We start from the raw sequence: 19708 nt of genomic DNA, 5'->3' as shown, positions 1-19708 counted from the left end.
GATGGACTCGCACGACCCGTCCCTGGGGCCACACCGCTCACCATCACTCACCGAGGCCGGGCCAGCTGTTCGAGATCCCGAACTCCGCCACCGGCGCCGTCCGCGCCGCGGGCGCGCTGGGCGTGTCCATGGTGACGGTGCACAGCATGGGTGGCACCGCCATCATGTCCGCGGCGGTCGCCGCGGCCCGCGACTTTCCCCGCCTTCGAGTCCTGGCCCTGACCGTCGTCACCAGCATGACCAGCTCGGACCTCGCCGACGTCGGCGTGTGCGTCCCGGCCGAGGAACAGGTGCTCCGGCTGGCCCGACTGGCGCGGCGTGCCGGATGCCACGGCGTGATCGCCTCGCCGCAGGAAGCCGCCGCGCTGCGTGGCGAGCTCGGTGCCGACGCGCTGATCGTGACGCCGGGAGTCACACTCACCGGCGAGACCGCGGCCGATCATGCGCGTCCCGGCACACCGCGCGCTGCCATCGCGGCCGGCGCGTCGCATGTCGTCGTGGGCCGGACGGTCACACGAGCCGCGGACCCGGTCGCCGCTGTACGGCTCGTCCGCGCGAACCTCGTTGCGTGAACCGAATGCCGTGGCCGGGCCGGGCGTCTCCGGCGGTCTAGCCAGGCTCCCCCGCGGCCTTCGCCGCCGGGTGCGCCTTGGTGAGGGTGCAGACGCCGTCCACGCACTGCCGCTCCAGACGGCCGCGGGAGATGGTCTGCGCCAGGCCGACCATCCAGCAGGTGGGGCAGCCACGGAAGGCGATGAGGGCCAGCGGGGCCGCCAGCAGGGTGGCCGGGCCGGCGACGGGCACCATGGCGACGGAGCCGATGATCAGCCCGAAACCGATGGCGCCCCGCGCCAGATGGCGCGGAACGGACTTGCTGGCGAAGTTCATGTCGGGCGCCGCTGACTGCGCGGGCTTCACGGGCTTCACGGTGTTGACGACGTTCATGGTCGCGAGTCTCCTTCGACTGGTTGGCCGATGGCTTGATCGGGTGCTGGGTCGGCCGCTTCCAGTGCGTGACGCAGTGCCGCGCGCGCTCTGTGCAGCCGCGACTTCATCGCGGCGCTGCTCAGTCCGAGCGAATCGGCGACGGCCCTGCCGGGCAGGCCCTGTACGTCCCGCAGGATCAGCACCTGTCGCTGGTCGCGGGGGAGGGCGCTGACCGCCGCCGCGATCCGCTCCACCTCCAGCCTGTGCAGCACCGCCTCCTCCGCGGACGGTTCCGCGGAGGCCTCCGGCTCGGTCGACGCCTCGTCTCTCCGCGAGACGAGCAGCCGTACCTGCCGGAGGCATTCGTTGCGCACGATCCGGAACATCCATGAGGCGAGCGCGCCGGTGGCCCGCAAGGTGCCGATCTTCCGGTAGAGGATGATCAGGGCCTCCTGCGCCGCGTCCTCCGCGTCCTGCGGCGAGGCGCACAGCGATATGGCGAACTTGCGCACATGGGGCTGCGACTCCATGACGACGGTGGTGAGCGACGTGACGTCGCCGTCCTGAGCGGCCTTGATCAGCCGCTCGTCCGGCCAGGGGAAACGTTGGTTCATGCGCTACTCATACCTGGAAGGCGTCCGTGCGTCGGCGCTGATCAGTTTCGGCCCTTGTTGTAGCGCCGCATCAGGTGCCAGCTGCACGCGCCCACGAGCAGGACTCCGATGACGACGAGGGTGGTGACCATGGGTGTTTCCTCCTGGTTCCGCCGGCCCGTTCGGCCGGTACACGGATAAGAGACGGGGAGGCCCGGAAAGGATTCACCTCCGGCCGAAGTTTTCTTCGAACCGTCAGAGCGCGCGCAGGACCTGCCGCCAGGAGTCGGTGCCGTCCGCTCCGGTGACGCGGGCGTAGCAGGGGCCGACGACAAGTCCGGCAGGAACGAGTCCAGGCCGTCGATCGTGGTGCACGGGCGAGGTTGTCGGGCGTGGTGCTCGGGCGAGGTGGTCGATCGTGGTGCTCGGGCGTAATCGTCGAGCAAGGTGCACGGGAAAACGGCCGGTTGGGTTCTCCGCCTCGGGAACCATCTCCGCGGCCCGCGCTCCTCCTCTGGTCGGACACCGCGCTGTCCCGGCGGGGGATTCGCCCAACTTCCTTCTGAGCAAAGGTGCATGAGACAGATCAGTCCACCTCCCACAAGGATCTGACTCACTGTGCGAAACAGACGAATAGCACCCGTCGTGGCCATCAGTGCCGTCGCGGCGCTCGTGCCCGCGCTCACGCCCGCCGTCGCCTCCGCGGCCGCCCCGGCGCCCAGGGCCGCCGCCGCTGCCGATGCCCTGAAGCCGTACACGCAGCAGAAGCCGCGCTGGAAGCGCTGCGACGCCGAAGCGCCGGCGAACTTCGAGTGCGCGACGGTCAAGGTGCCGCTCGACTACACCCGCCCGGACGGCAGGAAGCTCGACATCGAGGTGTCCCGGACGAGGGCGACCAGCGCCCAGGACCGGCGCGGCGTACTGCTGTTGAACCCCGGCGGCCCCGGCGGCGCCGGCCTTGACATGCCCCTGTGGCTGGCGCCGGAGCTGCCGGACGCCGTGAAGAAGCAGTACGACCTCATCGGCTTCGACCCCCGGGGCGTCGGCCGGAGCTCCCCCGTGAGCTGCGGTCTGAACGACGACGACCGGAACTGGCAGCGTCCCTACAAGGCCGCGACGTTCGGCAAGGACGTCCGGTGGGCGCGGACCGTGGCGGAGAAGTGCCGGGCGAAGGGCGGAGGCGTACTGCCCCACCTCACCACCCGCAACTCCGCACGGGACATGGACGTGATCCGTGCCGTGCTCGGCGAGAAGAAGATCTCCTACCTCGGGTACTCCTACGGCACCTATCTGGGCGCCGTCTACACGCAGATGTTCCCCCGGCGGGCCGACCGCTTCGTGCTGGACAGCGCGGTCGACCCGGAGCGGATCTGGCGGGGCATGATCCAGGTGTGGGCGGAGGGCGCGGAGCCGGCGTTCGCGCGGTGGAGCGAGTGGACCGCCGAGCGGCACGCGACGTACGGGCTGGGCTCCACCCCGGCCGAGGTCGGCAGGACCTTCTGGGACCTGGTCGCGCAGGCGGACCGCAAGCCCGTCGACCTCGACGGCACGCTCCTGACCGGTGACGACATCCGCGCCGGGCGGGCCATGTTCTTCGACGTGACGTACGCCGCCGAGACGGTCGCCCGGCTCAAGAAGGCGGCGGCGGGCGGGCCTTCGACGCCGGCACCCTCGCGGCGGAGCACGTCGCCCGCCCCCGTGCCGCCGTCGTTCGCCCGCGCCGTGCCGTCCGACAACATGGACGCGAGCTTCTGGGCCGTGGTGTGCGCCGACACCCGCGCCTGGCCTCGCGACCCGGAGCAGTACCGCCGCGACGCGATCCGCGACAAGGCCAGGTATCCGCTGTACGGCGACTTCGCGTCCCACATCAAGCCGTGCGCGTTCTGGCAGAAGGGGGCCGAGCCCGCCACGAAGGTGAACAACTCCGTCAGGGCGCTCATCCTGCAGAACGAGTGGGACTCCCAGACACCGCTGGTCAGCGGGCAGGGACTGCGCCGGGCCATGAAGGGATCCAGGATGGTCACGGTCCTCGGCGGCCAGGGCCACGGCGTCTACGGCTCCAAGTCCTGCGCCGACAAGACCGCCACCGCCTATCTGACGACGGGCAGGCTGCCGGCCGAGGATCTGACCTGCCGGGCACCGTCGGGCCAGGCCCGGAACCGTCTGCAGCTCCCGCTGCCGGTACCTCCGGGCGTTCAGGAGCGGTAGGACCGGCGGCACCGCACCGCTCCTGACCGGTGTCGCCACGCGCCCATGACGTGGGGTCCTCGCACCTCGGGAGGGCCCCACGTCGGGCGTCGGGGATCAGTGCGCGGAAGCGCCGTTCTCGCAGTGACGTGCGGCGACGTCATAAGGCGTGTCGTCGTCGGAGCCGGATGCCGGAAAGACGTTCCTGGATGCTTCGCGGCGGGCCTGCGCCTGAAGGAGGCGGAACTCCTCGTCAGTCATGTCCTTCACCTCCTCCGCTCCGTCGTCGGACCGTGCGGGAGCACCGGGGTGGTCAGGGGCGGCGTGCGGCGACGGCCGACGGCAGTCGCTCGACGACCTCGTCCGCGAGCCGCTCGAACTCCGCTCTCAGAAAAGGAGAGGCCAGTCTCGCCAGGCCCTTGAACCGCAGAGAGGCGCGGTACGTCAGCAGGGTCTGCCCGGGCGACACGGCTTCGAAGACCATGTCATCGGTCGAGGTCACCGTCTTGTTCGTCCCCACGAACACCAGGTGGGCGGGGTCCCGGACCTGAAGACGGTAGAGGAGCTCGCTGGTACGCCCGCGGAAGCGGGAGGTGTTGCGCCAGGTGGAGCCCGGGCGTACGGGACCCTCGTCGATCCGGACGCAGCGCACCGTGCCGGGATCCCACTCCTCGGTACGCTCGAAGTCCTCCAGGTAGGTGACCAGATCGTCCAGGGGAACTGCGAGGCGGAAGCTCCTTCGCACGGTGATCACTTCGTACCTCCTGCGGCGCCCTTACCGGCATGCCGGGTATCTCTGACATCTCTCTCGACGCCTCTCTTTCCTCCGGAGGGCCCTCGGCGGATGCGGGCATCCGGCACCGGTCCGCCCGGGCTCCTCGCGGATGCGCCGAAAGGCCGGTGAGCACCTCGTGGCCCCCGGGCGCCGCGTCCTTCCCCGGGGAGCCCGCCTCGCGGGCGTAACGTGCGGATCGCAGGGGGCTGTGCGGACCCGACGAGGAGTGGTGACGGCTGTGGGCGCGTCCGACGGTGGACTCAGGGATGTGGTGGTCGTCGGGGCCGGCGCGTCCGGCCTGGCGTGTGCGGCCGATCTGGTCGCCGCGGGTCTGCGGGTCCGCCTGCTGGAGTCCGGGGACACCGTGGGCGGACGGATGCGGACGGACCGGATCGGGGGCTTCACCCTCGACCGTGGCTTCCAGGTGTTCAACACCGCCTATCCGCAGGTCAAGCGGCGCATCGATCGCCGGGCGCTACGGCTGAGGCCGTTCACCGCGGGCGTACTGGTGGACACCGGCGAAGGGCGCCTCCGGTTCACCGATCCCACCCGCCGTTCCCGCGCGACCGGCGGCTTCCTGCCCGGCAAGGGGGTCTCGGCCCGTGACCTCCTCGCGCTGGGCGTGCTGTCCGCGGGGGACATGCTGCTGCCCGCCGCGCGGCTCCGTCGTCGACCCGACGTCACGACCCTCACGGCCTTCGCCGAGGCGGGCATCTCGCCCGCACTCGTGGAGGGCTTCCTCCGCCCCTTCCTCTCCGGCGTCTTCCTCGAAGACACGATGGAGACGTCGGCACGCTTCTTCCACCTCGTCTGGCGGAGCATGCTGCGCGGCACGCTGTGCCTGCCGGCCGGCGGCATCGGCGCGGTCCCCGCGCAGCTCGCCTCCCGGCTGCCCGACGGCGTCCTGCGGACCGGTTCGCCGGTGGCCTCGCTGACCCCCGGAGGCGTGGTCCTGGCCGACGGGGAGGAGGTGTCGGCGCGGGCCGTCGTGGTCGCCACCGGACAGGGCGCGGCCGCACGGCTGCTGCCCGGCCTCGACGTGCGGCGCGGCCGCACGGTGACCACCCTCTACCACGCGGCCGAGCGGTCACCGCTGGCCGAGCCGACGCTCGTGGTCGACGCGAAGCTCCGGTTCCTGAACACCTGCGTCCTCACCGAGGTCCAGCCCGGGTACTCCAGCGACGGGCGGGCGCTCGTGTCGACCTCCGTCCTCGGCTCCCCCGGGCCCGCGGAGGAGGAGGCCGTCCGCGTGGCCCTCGGCGAGGTGTACGGCACGGAGTCGGGGGACTGGGAAGCGCTGCACCGCGTCACCGTCCGTGACGCCCTTCCGGTGATGCGCCCGCCGCTCGTCCTCTCGCGGACCACGCGCTTCGCACCCGGCAGGTACGTCTGCGGCGACCATCGGGCGACGGGATCGCTCCAGGGCGCCCTGGCCTCCGGGGGCCGGGCCGCCAGGGAGGTCATCGCCGATCTGGGGCGCGGGTAAGCGGCCCACCGCAGCCGCGGCCCACCGCGGCCGGTGCCGACCGTGCTTCACCGGCCCGTGCGGGGGCTCGCGTCAACGGTTCAGGAGCTGGTGAAGTGAACCGGTCGAACGATTCGGCTCAAGGACGCGGAACGGATGCGGTCCGTCCGGACGGCATGTCCGGCACCTCCTGGTCCGGCGCCCTCCGGCGCCACCACCCCGCGCAGACGGCCACCGCCGCCGGACCGTAGGAGGCGGTCACCACCCAGCCCCCGGCCACGGGCACGGCGAGGTAGGCGACCGCCCCCGCGAGGGCCACGCCCAGCCACTCCCAGCGGCCGTCGAGCGCCACCAGGGCGACGACGAGCAGGGCGTACCAGGAGTAGCCGGGGGTCAGCAGGAGGAACGCCGCCGCGCCAGGGACGTCCGGGGTCACCGCGCAGCAGGACCGACCCCGCGACCACGGCCGTGCCGAGCACGGCGGCGGGCAGCGCCCACGTGTCGGGCAGGACGATCCGGAGGAGCGCGAACCGGCCGCCCGCGCCGGCGTCCTCGTACCCTTCCTCCTCCGCGTATCCCCCCAGGTAACCGAGGACGGAGCCTTCCGAGAGGACGATGTACGGGAGGTACAGGGCCGCGACCGTCGCGAGCACCGGGACGAGGACCGCCAGGGCCGCGCGTGGTCGCCGCACGCCCGACAACGCCCCGGGCAGCAGGAGTACGGGCAGCAGTTTCGTCGCGATCGCCAGGCCGAGCAGTACCCCGCCCACCACCCGCCGCCGGGCCACCACGACCAGGGCGGCGACGGAGAGGAGGACGGCGAGGGCGTCGACATGGGCGTTGTTCACCGCCTCCACGGGGACGGCCGGACACCAGGCCCACCAGGCGGCCCGGCGCGGATCGCCCCGGCGGCGCAGCACGACGACGAGCAGGCCGGTGACGGCGAGGGAGAGGACGGCGCCGCCCGTCTGGAGGACCTTGTGCCGGGCCTCGGCCGGCGACAGGCCGTGGACGAGGAGGAACCAGCCCTCGGCGGTCGGCGGGTAGACGGTGTGCACGGCAGGGCGGTTGATGCGCGTGCACGGGCCGCCGGCGGAGGTCGAGGTGCCGGCGGAGGCGCCGGGGAGCGAGGAGGCGTCGCGGAGCTCGGCGCACCCGGACGCGTCCGGGAACAGCCACGGGTCGCGGAGTTCGGCGAGCGCCGCGTCGGCCGGCGCGTGGTCGTACGGGGAGACGCCGGCGGCCTGCACCCGCCCGTCCCACGCGTACCGGTACACGTCCGTGCTCGTCCGCGGCGGCGCGACCAGGCCGGTGACGGTGACCGCTACCGCCCCGGCGAGGACCAGCGGGACCACCGCACGCGCCGGGACGCGGCGCAGGACGACGACGGCCACCGCGAACAGCGCCCAGGCCCCCGCGTAACCTGCCAGGAACCCGACACCCCGCGCGCCGCTCCCGAAGAGGGCGACGAGTGCGGTGGCGAGGGTAGCGAGCGGCAGTGCGGTGAGGAGGACAGGTCGTACGAGGGGCATGGCCGCCAGCCTGGCAGCGCGCACGGCCTCCGGGCGGGCGACCCGTCGCGACGTTCGGGTTTCGTAAGGTGTCGAACCGTCCGTACGCCCGCCGCCGGCGGTGTGATGGGCGGTATGACCTCTCGCCCGCGCCGGCCTTCACCGCGGCTCGCGTCCGCGCTCCGCCCGCCGCGCTTCACCGGCCGTCTGCACGACGCCAGAACGGCGACCGCGGTGGGGAGATGGCTCGGACTGGCCTTCGCCGTGTGCTTCGTGACCGGCCTTCTCAGCCACTACCTCCAGCAGCCGCCCGACTGGCTCGCCGACCACCTGCCCGCCCGCCCGACCTGGGGCTACCGGCTCACCCAGGGGCTCCACGTCGCCACCGGCCTGGCCGCGATCGTGCTGCTCCTCGTCAAACTGTGGGCGGTGTACCCCCGGCTCTTCGTCTGGCCGCCGGTGCGGTCGGTGCGCCACACCCTCGAACGGCTCTCCGTCGCCGTCCTCGTCGCCGCGGCCGTCTTCCAGGTGCTGAGCGGACTGCTCAACATCGCCGAGTGGTATCCGTGGCCCTTCTCCTTCGTCCCGGTGCACTTCGCCGTCGCCTGGATCGCCGCGGGCTCCGTCCTGCTCCACATCGTGGTCAAGGCCCCCGAGATCAGGACGCACTGGAGCCGGCGCTCGACGGGCACCCTCGGGCTTCCGGCCGAGGACGTCCACGACCGCCGCTCCCTGCTGATCGGCATGGGCGCCGCGGTCGGCGCGGTGACCCTGACGACCGTGGGGCAGTCCTTCACCCCGCTGAAGACCTTCGACCTCCTCGCGCCCCGCCACCCCGACCACGGGACGCAGGGGCTGCCGGTCAACCGGACCGCGGCCGCGGCCGGGGTCGCCGCGCGCGACCTCGGGGCATGGCGGCTGGAGGTCACCGGCCCCCGCCCGTACACCCTGACCCTCGACGCGCTGCGCGCCCTGCCCCTGGCGCGGGTCCGGCTGCCGATCGCCTGCGTGGAGGGGTGGAGCGTCCTGGCGGAGTGGGACGGGGTGCGGGTACGGGACCTCGTGGCACGCGCCGGCGGCCGGCCGGGGCACTCCGCGCTGCGCGTCACCTCGCTGGAAGTGAGCGGCTCCTACCGGGTGACGGAGATGGGCGCCACGTACGCCGACGATCCGCTGACCCTGCTCGCGCTGGCCCTCAACGGACGGACGCTCTCCCTCGACCACGGCTTCCCGGCCCGGATGATCGCCCCCAACAGGCCCGGCGTCCTCCAGACCAAGTGGGTGCACCGGCTGGAGGTGCTGTGAGAGGCGTGAGCGTCATCCGGTACGCGGCCGGGGGGCTCGGACTCGTGATGATCGGCATCGGCGCGTGGCTGGTGGCGTCCGAGCCGGACCCGGTGGACGTGCTGGTGTGGCTGGCCGGGGCGGTCGTCCTGCACGACGGGATCATCGCACCGCTGGTGCTCGCCGTGGGGCTGCTGCTCGTGGGCCGTCGCGCCCGGGGCCCGCTGCGCGGGGCGCTGATGGTCGCCGGCTGCCTGGTGTTCGTGACCCTTCCGCTGCTCCTCCGGCCGGGGGCGCCCCCCAACCCGTCGGCGCTGCCCCTGCCGTACGAGCGGAACCTGGCGATCGTCCTGGCGGCCGTGGCCGCGCTGTCCGGTGCGCTGCTGCTCGTGCGGCGGAGACGGGCGCGTGCTCAGCGGCGTACGGCGGACGACCGGGGAACCAGCTCCAGGAAGTGACGTCCCGCCAGGTCCCACCGCCCGGACACGGCCCAGCCCGCTCGCTCCGCGTGGCGCGCCAGGGCCCGGGTACCGACCCGGGCCCAGGGGAACGGCGCCCCCGGGCCGCCCCCACCGCTCCGACCGTCGGGGCCGCTCCGACCGTCCGGGCTGCCCCGACCGACCCGACCGACCCGACCGACCCGGCCGCCGCGGCCGTCGTCCACCCGGACCTCGCAGCGCTCGTCCACGTCCACGGACGCGCATTCGGCGATGACGAACCCGGTGGGGCCCACCACCTGCCCGACGCGCCGCAGCAGGGCCGACGGGTCGCCGCCGATCCCGATGTTCCCGTCGATCAGGAGGGCGGTGTCCCAACGCCCCTCCGCGGGGAGGGGAGCGAACACCGACCGGCACAGGGCCGTCCCGCCGAGCCGGGCCGTCCGGGCCACGGCCTCCGGACTGATGTCGATGCCCAGCGCGCGCCGGCCCTCGGCGGCGAGGGCCGCCACCAGACGACCCGGACCGCAGCCGATGTCCAGGACGGTCCCGCGGCAGCGCTCCAGCACGCGGCGGTCAGCGCGGTCGGGCGCCTCGCACCAGCGCTCGACCTCCAGCGGCAGCAGCCAGCCGTCGTCCCGGCGCAGGAAGAGCGGCCCCCGCCCGTTGCGCAGGGCGTCGGTGTACGGGTCGGCGCGCCAGGCCGTCACCGCGGTCACGCGCCCACTCCCGCCGTCTCGGCCGCGAGCGCGGTGTGCCGGGCGGCGAAACGGGTGCCCGGCGCCTCGGCCGCCACGCGTCGCGCGTCCTCGGCGGTGTCCACGTCGGTCAGCACCGGCAGCACGCCGACCCGGAGCCCCGCCGCGCGCAGCCGCTCGAACTGGACGGCGCCGGTGTCGGGTCGGGACATCGCCACGCCGAGGAGCAGCGCGGGGTCGGGCACGGCGAGGCCCAGGGCCCAGAAGCCGCCGTCCGCGGCCGGGCCGAACCAGGCGTCGGCACGGTCCCAGGAGAGCGCCGGGGCCAGGAGCTCCGGTGTGACCTGGGGGGTGTCCATGCCGATGAGCAGCGCGGGCCCGTCGCAGGAGGCGAACGCGGCGGCGAGCCGTTCGTCGAGCCCGCCCGCGGCCTGGGGGAGCACCGTGAAGCCGGCGGGCAGCCAGGGGCCGGGCGCTCCGTCGAGGACGAGGACGTGCCGGGCGGCCGGGACGCGCGAGACCGCGGCGAGGGTGTCGGCGAGCGCCGCTTCGGCGAGGGAGGCGGCCTGGACGGGGGTGAAGGGAGGAGTCAGGCGGGTCTTGACGCGTCCCGGCAGCGGCTGCTTGGCGATGACGAGGAGGGTGGTCACAGGCGGACACCGCCGGCGGTCGCGGTCGCCGGCTCGTCGAGGACCTTCCGCATGTCGTGCACGGCCTGCCACGTGCCCTTCCAGGTGCCGGTCACCTTCGACCGGCCCGACCTGGGCAGATACGGCACGTCGACCTCGGACACCCGCCAGCCCGCGTCCGCTGCGCGCACGACCGTCTGGAGCGGGTAGCCGCTGCGCCGGTCGGAGAGCTCAAGACCGAGGAGCGCCTCGCGGCGGGCTGCCCGCATCGGCCCGAGATCGCGCAGCCGGAGCCCGGTGCGCCGGCGCAGCAGCCACGACAGGGCGAGGTTCCCGGCACGGGCGTGGGCCGGCCAGGCGTCCCGGCGGGTGGGCCGTCGGCGGCCCAGGACGAGATCCGCACGGCCCTCGGCCACGGAGCGTACGAGACCGGGCAGGAGGCCGGGGTCGAGGGAGGCGTCGCAGTCGCAGAAGCAGACGAACTCGGCCTCCGAGGCCAGCAGTCCGGCATGGCAGGCGGCGCCGAAGCCGCGTCGGGGTTCGTGGACGACGGTCGCGCCCAGGCTCGCCGCGAGGGCACCCGATCCGTCGGTGGAGCCGTTGTCGACGACGACGGCCCGCCATCCGGCGGGGATGCGGGCGAGGACCCAGGGCAGGGCCTCGGCCTCGTCGAGACAGGGGAGGACGACATCTACGGTCATGGGTTTCACGCCTCCCACCGTAGGAATCGCGAGGCGGATCGGGGCCGTACGAGTCCTTACGAAACGCGGACGTCACCCCGTGGGGACCCGGACGCCGGTGGCCCCGCGGGTGACACGGGTGCGACGCTGGGCGGCATGAACGAGCACAGTGCCCCGGACGGCCCGCCGCGGATCCTGGTAGTCGACGACGACCCGACGGTCGCCGAGGTGGTGACCGGCTACCTGGAGCGGGCGGGGTGCGCCGTCGAGCACGCGGCCGACGGCCATGAAGCGCTGCGGCGGGCGGACCGCAGGCGTCCGGACCTCGTCGTGCTGGACCTCATGCTGCCGGGCCCGGACGGACTGGAGGTCTGCCGACGGCTGCGCGCCGCCGGGCCGGTACCGGTCATCATGCTGACCGCGCGCGGGGACGAGGAGGACCGGATCACGGGCCTGGAGGTGGGCGCCGACGACTACGTCACCAAGCCGTTCAGCCCGCGCGAACTGGTGCTGCGCGTCGAGTCCGTACTGCGCCGCAGCCGGACGACGGTCCCGCCCGCCCGGTGCTGCGGGCCGGGAACCTCACCGTCGACCCCGCGACCCGCCGGGCCACCCGGGACGGTGAGGAACTCGCGCTCACACTGAGGGAGTTCGACCTCCTGGCGTACTTCCTCGACCACCCGGGCGCGGCCCACGGCCGGGAGGAGCTGATGCGGCGCGTGTGGGGCTGGGACTTCGGAGACCTGTCCACCGTCACCGTCCACGTCCGCCGCCTCCGGGCCAAGATCGAGGACGACCCGGCGAGGCCCCGGCTCATCCAGACCGTGTGGGGCGTCGGCTACCGCTTCGAGCCGGGACGGGCGGAGGACGGTACGGCATGAGGGACGTCCTGCTCATCGCCGCGTTCGCCCTCGCGGGAGCCGTCTGCGCCGGACTCGGCGGAGCGGTGGTCCTGCGCCTCGTACGCCACCGCTCCGTCGCCGTCTCGCTCACCGTCGTCGCCGCCGTCACCGTCACGGCGATGCTCGCCGGGACGCTCGCGGTGGCGCGGGCGATGTTCCTCTCCGCGCACGACCTGTGGGTCGTGACCGTCGTCGGCGCGATGGCGGCCCTGGTCTCGCTCGGCACCGCCCTCGTCCTCGGCCGGTGGGTCGTGGCCCGCAGCCGCGCCCTCGCCCGCGCCGCGCGGGACTTCGGCGACGGCGGCAGCTTCTCGGCCCCCGACGGGGCCGTCACCGCCGAACTCGCCGCCCTCACCCGCGAACTGGCCGCCACGAGCGCCAAGCTCGACGCGTCCAGGGGACGGGAGCGCGCGCTGGAGACGTCCCGCCGGGAGCTCGTCGCCTGGATCTCCCACGATCTGCGCACCCCCCTCGCCGGTCTGCGGGCGATGGCCGAGGCGCTGGAGGACGGCGTGGCCGCCGACCCCGCCCGCTACCACCGGCAGATCCGTACCGAGGTCGAACGGCTCACCGCCATGGTCACCGACCTCTTCGAGCTCTCCCGCATCCACGCGGGATCGCTCGGCCTCAGGCCGAGCCGGATCTCCTCCTACGACCTGGTCGGCGACGCGCTGAGCGGCGCCGACCCGCTCGCCCGGGCGCACGGCGTGCGCCTGGTGGGGGAGGAGGTCGAGGCCGTCCCCGTGGAGGTGGACGGCAAGGAGATGAGCCGGGTGCTCGCCAACCTCCTCGTCAACGCCATCCGTCACACCCCGGCCGACGGAACCGTCGCGGTCGCCGCCGAACGCCGGGACGGAGCGGTGCTCCTGTCCGTCACCGACGGCTGCGGGGGCATCCCCGACGAGGACCTCGCCCGGGTCTTCGACACCGGCTGGCGCGGCACCGAGGCCCGGACCCCGCCGGCCGGCGCCGGACTCGGCCTCGCCATCGTCCGCGGCATCGTCGAGGCCCACGCGGGCCGCGCCGAGGTGCGCAACGTGCCGGGCGGCTGCCGCTTCGAGGTCATCCTGCCCGCGGCCGCGACCTGACCGGGGCCGGGGCGGAGTTCACCGTGGCGACGCCACGGAGGCGGAGGCCCGTTGCCCGGCCCGCGCGAACTCCGCCATGCCCTCCTCGAAGCCGACCGACGGGCGCCAGCCGAGCTCGCGGCGCAGCCGGGCCGAGTCGGCGGTGATGTGCCGGACGTCGCCGAGCCGGAACTCCCCGGTCACCACGGGCTCCGGACCGCCGTCCGCGCGGGCCAGGGCCGTGGCCATCTCGCCCACGGTGTGGGGATCCCCGCTGCCGGCGTTGTACGCGGTGAGGGCGGAGCCCGGCATCCCCGCGGCGGTCCCGGCCGCGGCCTCGATCGCGAGAACGTTGGCCGCCGCCACGTCCCGGACGTGCACGAAGTCCCGCCGCTGCCCGCCGTCCTCGAAGACGCGGGGCGCCTCGCCCCGGGCCAGCGCGGAGCGGAAGAGGGAGGCCACGCCGGCGTACGGGGTGTCCCGGGGCATCCCCGTGCCGTACACGTTGTGGTAGCGCAGCGAGACCGCCGTCGCGCCGACCGTACGGGCCCAGGCCGCCGCCAGGTGCTCCTGGGCGAGCTTTGTCGTGGCGTACACGTTGCGGGGGTCGGTCGGAGCGTCCTCGCCGACGAGTCCGGGCGTGAGGTCGGCGCCGCAGCCGGGGCAGCCCGGCTCGAAGCGCCCGGCCGCGAGGTCCTCGGGGCGACGGGCCCCCGGACGTACGACACCGTGGGAGGGGCACTCGTACCGACCCTCCCCGTACACCACCATCGAGCCCGCGAGGACGAGGGACCGCACGCCGGCCTCGGCCATCGCGGCGAGCAGGACGGCGGTGCCGAGGCCGTTGCAGCCCACATAGGCGGGAGCGTCGGCGAAGTCTTTTCCGAGGCCGACCATGGCCGCCTGGTGGCAGACGGCGTCGACCCCGCGCAGGGCCGCCCGGACCCGCGACGGGTCCCTGACGTCCGCGTGCAGGAACTCCGCTGCCGGGGATCCGGGCGTGGGCGGGTCGGGTGCGGTGGGATGTGCGCTGGGCAGCAGCGCGTCGAGGACCACCGGTTCGTGTCCGGCCCGGTGGAGCGCCGTGACGATGTGCGAGCCGATGAAACCGGCTCCTCCTGTGACGAGTACACGCATGGGGGCGACGGTACGGACCGGCACGGGGAGGCGACGTCCTCCGCGCCGGACGTAAGACTTTCGTCACCGCCCCGGCTGCCCGGAACGACGGGCCACCGCGTTGGATGGGGGGACAGGACTCAGAATTCGAAGGGGGTGCGCCGTGGGGCGCCTCGTGAGCAAGCGGTGGTGGGCCGGGACGGCGGTCGTGGCCGCGATCGGTGTGGTGGCCGGGCTGGTGTGGTTCAAGCCCTGGGCGCTCTGGGTGGACGAGACCGTCAACGAGACGCTGCCCTCCGCGACAGGGACAGGGACAGGGACAGGGACAGCGACGGCGACCGCGACAGCGACGGCCCCGACGTCGGCACCCGCGCCGCCCATGACGACGACTCCCACCGGACCCGTCACCGTGGCGCGGGGCTCGCTCATCAGCCACGAGCACACCACGACCGGGGCGGTGCGGATCGTCCGGCTCGCCGACGGTACGTACACGCTCCGTCTCGAAGGCCTGGACACGAGCAACGGCCCCGCTCTGCGCGTCTGGCTGAGCGACGCGCCGGTGAAGGAGGGGAGCGCGGGCTGGCACGTCTTCGACGACGGCAGGTACGTCGACCTCGGCAGGCTCAAGGGCAACAGGGGCAACCAGAACTACCCGCTGCCCGCCGACGTCGACTGGTCGGCGTACACGAGCGTGAGCATCTGGTGCGACCGCTTCGACGTGTCCTTCGGCGCGGCCCGGATCGACCGCGTCTGAGACCGGGCCGTCACGTCACACGCGGTCCTGGAGGGCGGCCTGCCAGGCGGGGGCGGGCACGCTGGGCTTGGTCTCCGGGGTGCGGCCGCCCCGGGCGAAGAAGTCGGCGAGCGGCAGGAGGGCCGCGCCGACCGTGACCGCCTGGGGGCCGAGGGTGCCCAGGCTGATGCTGGTGCGGCTGGCCGGGTAGCGGAGTGCGTACTGGGCGGCGTAGCGGGTCACGGTGTGCAGGAAGCCGGTGCCGAGCTGGAGGCCGGCCCAGCCGCCGACGAGGATGCGGTCGGGCTGGAAGAGGTTGATGAGGTCGGCGAAGCCGGCGCCGAGGTATTCGGCGGTCTCCTCCAGGACGGCGAGCGCCGTGGCGTCGGGTGCCGATCCCGGGTCGGCGGGGTAGGCGGCGGCGAGCATCGCGGTGAGGGCGGTCTCCTCGTCCGCGTCGGCCGGGGGCCGCCCTCCGGCCTCGCGCCAGCGTTCCAGGAGGGCTTCGGCGCCGGCGTAGGCCTCCAGGCAGCCGTGGGAGCCGCAGCGGCAGCGGCGGCCCCGGACCCGTACGGTCAGATGCCCCCATTCGAGGGCGCGGCCGGGTTCCATGGGGTCGGTGACGACACAGGCGCCGACGCCGGAGCCGAAGAGGACGACGACGGCGCTGCGGGCCCCGCGTCCGGCGCCGAACCACATCTCGGCCTGGCCGAGGGTCTTGGCGCCGTTGTCGATCCAGTACGGCACGGTCTCGGGCAGGTCGACCGCGCGGCGCAGGAGCCGTTCGAGGGGGACGGTGTCCCAGCCGATGGTCTGGCCGTGGACGACGGCGCCGTCCTCGCTGTGGTCGACGATGCCGGGTACGCCGACGCCGACGCCGAGGAGGCGCTCGACGGGCACGTCCGCGGCCAGCAGCACCTCGGCGATGCCTTCGCGCAGGTGCGCGACGACGAGGTCCACGTCGTAGCGGTCGGTGCGGGGACCGGAGCAGGCCAGCGCCCTCTCCGTGCGGGCGAGTTCGGTGAGGGTGAGGTCGAAGAGCTCGATCCTGATGCGTGTCTCGCCGATGTCGACGCCGATCATGAAACCGCTGCCCGGGGTGATGCGCAGCAGAGTGCGGGGGCGACCGCCGGCCGAGTCGACGCTGCCGGCCTCCTCGACCAGGCCCTCCGCGAGGAGTTCGGCGACGACGTTGCTGACCGAACCGGAGCTCAGGCCGGTCGCGGGGCCGAGCATGAGGCGGCTCTTCGGCCCGTCGAAGTAGAGCCTGCGCAGAACGGCGGTGCGATTCTCGCGCCGCAGGTCACGCACCGTGCGGCCAGTTCTCGCATGCACTTTGGTCCCCGTCTCTGAAGTCGTTCGTTGCAACATACCCGCAGTACAGCCCTTGACGCGACCTTCCCGTGGGGTTTAACTCACATCCTAAATTAAGTCGATGTTACGGAGAGCGGTTCAGGCGCTGTCCGTTTCGGCATCCCCGTCATCCCCGAAAGGGCCCAGGAGCCATGCGCAGAATCAGAGCCGCTGTCACCGGAGCCGTCACCCTCTCCCTCGCCTTCACCGCCACCGCCTGCGGCGGCGGGGAGAGCGGCACGTCGACGCCGAAGACCCTCACCTACTGGGCCTCCAACCAGGGCTCCAGCCTTGAGGTCGACAAGAAGGTCCTGCAGCCCGAGCTCGACGCGTTCGAGCAGGAGACCGGGATCAAGGTCAAGCTGGAGGTGATCCCCTGGTCCGACCTGCTCAACCGGATCCTCACGGCGGCCACCTCCGGCCAGGGCCCCGACGTCCTCAACATAGGCAACACCTGGAGCGCCTCCCTCCAGTCCACCGGCGCGCTGCTGCCCTTCGACGCGAAGAACTTCGAGGCCGTCGGCGGCAAGGACCGCTTCGTCGACTCCGCACTCGGTTCCACCGGCACCCCCGGCAAGGACCCGGCCGCCGTCCCGCTCTACTCCATGGTCTACGCCCTCTACTACAACAAGCAGATGTTCAAGGACGCCGGCATCGCCAAGCCGCCGACCACCTGGGACGAGGTGATCGCCGCCGGCAAGAAGCTGAGCAAGGACGGGAAGTGGGGCCTCGGCGTCGAGGGCTCCAACCTGTCCAACAACATCCACCAGGTCTTCGCCCTCGGCAAGCAGCACGGAGCCGACTTCTTCACCGCCGACGGCAAGGCCGACTTCACCTCCGACGGCGCCGTCGCGGCGGTCAAGCAGTACGTCGACCTGATGGCCACGCAGAAGATCGTCGCCCCCGGCAACGCCGAGTACGCGCAGAACCAGTCCCTGAGCGACTTCGCCAAGGACAGGACCGGCATGGTCCTGTGGCAGACCCCCTCGCAGACCTTCGCCTCCCAGGGCATGGCCCCCGAGGAGTGGGGCGTCGTCCCGGCCCCGGTCGCCTCGGGCAAGCCCGGTGTGGGGAAGCAGACCAACTCGATGGTCGCCGGCATCAACATGGCCGTCTTCAAGAACACCAAGAACCTCGACGGTGCCCTGAAGTTCGTGAAGTTCATGACCAGCGACGAGGAGCAGATCCTCCTCAACAAGGCCTACGGTTCCGTTCCGCCGGTCAAGGGCGCCCAGAAGGACCCCGCGTTCTCCGACCCGTCGCTCACCGTCATCCGCGACACCCTCGCCACCAGCGCCGCCGCCCTGCCGCAGGTCCCCGAGGAGTCCCAGTTCGAGACCGTGGTCGGCACGGCCGTCAAGGAACTGTTCGCCGACGCCGCCGCCGGGCGGCCCGTCACCACCGAGTCCGTGCGGGCCAAGCTCGAAAAGGCCCAGCAGCAGATGCCCAAGAAGTAGGCAGCCCCTCCATGACCAGAACCGCCCTCACTCGCCCGAGTGAGCCGGCGGTGCGCAAGGCCGCACCCGGAGAGGCACCCGCACCACGCCGCTCCGGGCGTCGCCGCATCGCACTGCCGTACCTGCTGCTCCTGCCCGCCCTGTTCCTCGAACTCCTCGTGCACCTCGTCCCGATGCTCATGGGCATCGGCATGAGCTTCAAGGAGCTCACCCAGTTCTACATCAGCAACTGGTCCGAGGCTCCGTGGGCCGGCCTCGACAACTTCACCGTCTCGATCGACTTCGACGCCCCCGTCGGCCAGGCGCTCCTCAAGTCCTTCCTGACGACGTGTCTGTTCACCGTCCTGTCCGTGGGGCTGTGCTGGTTCCTCGGGACGGCCGCCGCGATCTTCCTCCAGGAGAACTTCCGGGGCCGCGGCATCCTCAGGACCCTGTTCCTCGTCCCGTACGCGCTGCCCGTCTACGCCGCCGTCATCACCTGGGCGTTCATGTTCCAGCGGGACAACGGCCTGATCAACCACGTCCTCCACGACCAGCTCGGCATCGGCGACAGCCCCGCCTTCTGGCTCATCGGCGACAACAGCTTCTGGGCCCTGCTCACCGTCTCCGTGTGGAAGGGCTGGCCGTTCGCCTTCCTCACCGTCATGGCGGGACTGCAGAACATCCCGCGGGACATGTACGAGGCGGCCGCCCTCGACGGCGCCGGCGTCATCAAGCAGATCCGGCACATCACCCTGCCGTCGCTGCGGCCGGTCAACCAGGTCCTCGTCCTGGTGCTGTTCCTGTGGACGTTCAACGACTTCAACACGCCGTTCGTGCTGTTCGGCAAGGCGGCCCCCGAGGCGGCGGACCTGGTCTCGCTGCACATCTACCAGTCGTCCTTCCAGACGTGGAACTTCGGCACCGGCTCGGCCATGTCCGTGCTGCTGCTGCTCTTCCTCCTCGTCGTCACGGGCGTCTACCTCCTGCTCACCACCCGCGGAAGGAAGACCTCCGATGTCTGAGCACGCACGCGGGCGCGGCGTCCCGCGCTCCCCGATGGCGGCGCCCCGCTCGTTCCTGTGGATCCGGCGGATCTTCCTCACCCTGCTCACCACCTTCGTGCTGCTGCCGGTGTTCGTGATGGTCTCCAGCTCGCTGAAGCCGCTGGGGGACGTCTCGGGGAAGTTCCAGTGGATCCCCTCGGGGCTGACGATCCGCCCGTACTTCGACATCTGGGAGACCGTCCCCCTCGCCGACTACTTCGTGAACTCCATCGTCGTGGCGGGCGCGGCCACGGTGTTCTCGGTGGTCGTCGCGATCTTCGCCGCCTACGGGGTGAGCCGCTACGAGTTCCGCGGCAAGCGGGTCTTCACCGTGACGGTGCTGTCGACGCAGATGTTCCCCGGCATCCTCTTCCTGCTGCCGCTCTTCCTCATCTACGTCAACATCGGCAACGCCACCGGCATCGCGCTCTTCGGCTCGCGCGAAGGGCTCATCCTCACCTATCTGACGTTCTCGCTGCCGTTCTCGATCTGGATGCTGACCGGCTACTTCGACTCGATCCCGCGCGAACTCGACGAAGCCGCCAAGGTCGACGGCTGCGGCCCGATCAGGGCCCTGTTCCGGGTGATCGTCCCGGCGGCGTCCCCCGGCATCATCGCCGTCGCCGTCTACGCCTTCATGACCGCCTGGGGCGAGGTCCTCTTCGCCTCCGTGATGACCAACGACACCACCCGCACCCTCGCCGTCGGCCTCCAGGGCTACGCCACCCAGAACGACGTGTACTGGAACCAGGTGATGGCCGCCTCCCTCGTGGTGAGCGTCCCCGTCGTCGTCGGCTTCCTCCTCCTCCAGCGCTACCTCGTCGCCGGCCTCACCGCGGGCGCGGTCAAGTGACGTCCTTCTCCACACC

At 72.7% G+C, this 19708-nt stretch carries 20 protein-coding genes and 1 pseudogene; 11 read left to right on the top strand and 10 right to left on the bottom strand.

The window, feature by feature from the left end; all coding sequences use genetic code 11:
* Positions 1-65 precede the first annotated feature (65 nt).
* Positions 66-572: an orotidine-5'-phosphate decarboxylase gene (pyrF, locus tag OG361_RS03585; protein ID WP_405862047.1), complete on the top strand. Its 507-nt coding sequence runs from the start codon at positions 66-68 to the stop codon at positions 570-572.
* 37 nt (positions 573-609) lie between these two features.
* Here the strand turns inward: pyrF and OG361_RS03580 are convergent, their stop codons facing one another.
* Both OG361_RS03580 and OG361_RS03575 read right to left on the bottom strand, forming a co-directional pair.
* The gene (locus OG361_RS03580) at positions 610-945 is read right to left on the bottom strand and encodes a hypothetical protein (RefSeq protein ID WP_405851808.1); all 336 of its coding nucleotides are present in this window, start codon (positions 943-945) and stop codon (positions 610-612) included.
* Positions 942-1541, bottom strand: a complete 600-nt coding sequence (locus OG361_RS03575) for an RNA polymerase sigma factor (protein ID WP_405851806.1) — start codon at positions 1539-1541, stop codon at positions 942-944. Before OG361_RS03575 ends, OG361_RS03580 begins: the two co-directional genes overlap by 4 nt.
* Positions 1542-2138: 597 nt before the next feature.
* Here OG361_RS03575 and OG361_RS03570 point away from each other — a divergent pair.
* Positions 2139-3728, top strand: a complete 1590-nt coding sequence (locus tag OG361_RS03570) for an alpha/beta hydrolase (RefSeq protein WP_405851805.1) — start codon at positions 2139-2141, stop codon at positions 3726-3728.
* Positions 3729-3824: 96 nt separating this feature from the next.
* Here OG361_RS03570 and OG361_RS03565 read toward each other — a convergent pair whose 3' ends face one another.
* Together OG361_RS03565 and OG361_RS03560 are read right to left on the bottom strand one after the other, a co-directional pair.
* Positions 3825-3968 (bottom strand): hypothetical protein, encoded by a 144-nt coding sequence (locus OG361_RS03565; protein WP_384559721.1) that lies wholly within the window; start codon positions 3966-3968, stop codon positions 3825-3827.
* Between the two features lie 52 nt (positions 3969-4020).
* The gene (locus OG361_RS03560) at positions 4021-4461 is read right to left on the bottom strand and encodes an SRPBCC family protein (protein WP_405851804.1); all 441 of its coding nucleotides are present in this window, start codon (positions 4459-4461) and stop codon (positions 4021-4023) included.
* A 259-nt stretch (positions 4462-4720) separates the two neighbouring features.
* Between OG361_RS03560 and OG361_RS03555 the strand changes: the two genes are divergently transcribed.
* Positions 4721-5968 (top strand): NAD(P)/FAD-dependent oxidoreductase, encoded by a 1248-nt coding sequence (locus tag OG361_RS03555; protein ID WP_405851803.1) that lies wholly within the window; start codon positions 4721-4723, stop codon positions 5966-5968.
* A gap of 80 nt (positions 5969-6048) precedes the next feature.
* On the opposite strand, the gene OG361_RS03550 is transcribed toward OG361_RS03555, so the two are convergent.
* The gene (locus tag OG361_RS03550) at positions 6049-7479 is read right to left on the bottom strand and encodes a glycosyltransferase 87 family protein (protein WP_405851801.1); all 1431 of its coding nucleotides are present in this window, start codon (positions 7477-7479) and stop codon (positions 6049-6051) included.
* A 114-nt stretch (positions 7480-7593) separates the two neighbouring features.
* Between OG361_RS03550 and OG361_RS03545 the strand changes: the two genes are divergently transcribed.
* Positions 7594-8763, top strand: a complete 1170-nt coding sequence (locus tag OG361_RS03545) for a molybdopterin-dependent oxidoreductase (protein WP_405851800.1) — start codon at positions 7594-7596, stop codon at positions 8761-8763.
* Between the two features lie 5 nt (positions 8764-8768).
* Positions 8769-9200, top strand: coding sequence for a hypothetical protein (locus OG361_RS03540; RefSeq protein WP_405851799.1), 432 nt, complete (start codon positions 8769-8771; stop codon positions 9198-9200).
* Here the strand turns inward: OG361_RS03540 and OG361_RS03535 are convergent.
* Genes OG361_RS03535 through OG361_RS03525 form a run of 3 tightly spaced genes read right to left on the bottom strand, consistent with a single transcriptional unit; the run spans position 9155 to position 11207 of the window.
* Positions 9155-9898: a methyltransferase domain-containing protein gene (locus OG361_RS03535; protein WP_405851797.1), complete on the bottom strand. Its 744-nt coding sequence runs from the start codon at positions 9896-9898 to the stop codon at positions 9155-9157. The genes OG361_RS03540 and OG361_RS03535 overlap by 46 nt on opposite strands.
* Positions 9895-10527 carry a DUF2064 domain-containing protein gene (locus tag OG361_RS03530; protein WP_405851796.1) on the bottom strand — a complete coding sequence of 211 codons (633 nt, stop codon included), beginning with the start codon at positions 10525-10527 and terminating at the stop codon, positions 9895-9897. The genes OG361_RS03535 and OG361_RS03530 overlap by 4 nt, the downstream gene beginning before the upstream one ends.
* Positions 10524-11207: a glycosyltransferase family 2 protein gene (locus OG361_RS03525; protein WP_384559704.1), complete on the bottom strand. Its 684-nt coding sequence runs from the start codon at positions 11205-11207 to the stop codon at positions 10524-10526. The genes OG361_RS03530 and OG361_RS03525 overlap by 4 nt, the downstream gene beginning before the upstream one ends.
* Positions 11208-11342: 135 nt before the next feature.
* Here OG361_RS03525 and OG361_RS03520 point away from each other — a divergent pair.
* Together OG361_RS03520 and OG361_RS03515 are read left to right on the top strand one after the other, a co-directional pair.
* Positions 11343-12067 (top strand): annotated as a pseudogene (locus OG361_RS03520) (response regulator transcription factor).
* The gene (locus OG361_RS03515; RefSeq protein ID WP_405851795.1) at positions 12064-13176 is read left to right on the top strand and encodes a sensor histidine kinase; all 1113 of its coding nucleotides are present in this window, start codon (positions 12064-12066) and stop codon (positions 13174-13176) included. Before OG361_RS03520 ends, OG361_RS03515 begins: the two are co-directional and overlap by 4 nt.
* Before the next feature lie 18 nt (positions 13177-13194).
* On the opposite strand, the gene OG361_RS03510 is transcribed toward OG361_RS03515, so the two are convergent.
* Positions 13195-14292 (bottom strand): NAD-dependent epimerase/dehydratase family protein, encoded by a 1098-nt coding sequence (locus OG361_RS03510; RefSeq protein WP_405851794.1) that lies wholly within the window; start codon positions 14290-14292, stop codon positions 13195-13197.
* Between the two features lie 142 nt (positions 14293-14434).
* On the opposite strand from OG361_RS03510, the gene OG361_RS03505 reads away from it, so the two are divergent.
* Positions 14435-15025 (top strand): DM13 domain-containing protein, encoded by a 591-nt coding sequence (locus OG361_RS03505; RefSeq protein WP_405851793.1) that lies wholly within the window; start codon positions 14435-14437, stop codon positions 15023-15025.
* A gap of 15 nt (positions 15026-15040) precedes the next feature.
* On the opposite strand, the gene OG361_RS03500 is transcribed toward OG361_RS03505, so the two are convergent.
* Positions 15041-16339 (bottom strand): ROK family protein, encoded by a 1299-nt coding sequence (locus tag OG361_RS03500; RefSeq protein ID WP_405851791.1) that lies wholly within the window; start codon positions 16337-16339, stop codon positions 15041-15043.
* A 170-nt stretch (positions 16340-16509) separates the two neighbouring features.
* Here OG361_RS03500 and OG361_RS03495 point away from each other — a divergent pair, with 170 nt between their 5' ends.
* Genes OG361_RS03495 through OG361_RS03485 form a run of 3 tightly spaced genes read left to right on the top strand, consistent with a single transcriptional unit; the run spans position 16510 to position 19692 of the window.
* Positions 16510-17814 carry an ABC transporter substrate-binding protein gene (locus OG361_RS03495; RefSeq protein ID WP_405851790.1) on the top strand — a complete coding sequence of 435 codons (1305 nt, stop codon included), beginning with the start codon at positions 16510-16512 and terminating at the stop codon, positions 17812-17814.
* 11 nt (positions 17815-17825) lie between these two features.
* The gene (locus OG361_RS03490) at positions 17826-18818 is read left to right on the top strand and encodes a carbohydrate ABC transporter permease (protein WP_405851789.1); all 993 of its coding nucleotides are present in this window, start codon (positions 17826-17828) and stop codon (positions 18816-18818) included.
* A 34-nt stretch (positions 18819-18852) separates the two neighbouring features.
* Positions 18853-19692, top strand: a complete 840-nt coding sequence (locus OG361_RS03485) for a carbohydrate ABC transporter permease (protein WP_384559808.1) — start codon at positions 18853-18855, stop codon at positions 19690-19692.
* Positions 19693-19708: the final 16 nt, after the last annotated feature.

It is taken from the genome of Streptomyces sp. NBC_00090 (assembly GCF_045160815.1).
Lineage (GTDB): Bacteria > Actinomycetota > Actinomycetes > Streptomycetales > Streptomycetaceae > Streptomyces.
The sequence above is the reverse complement of the archived record's forward strand: the minus strand, read 5'-3'. Positions and strand labels throughout refer to the sequence as shown.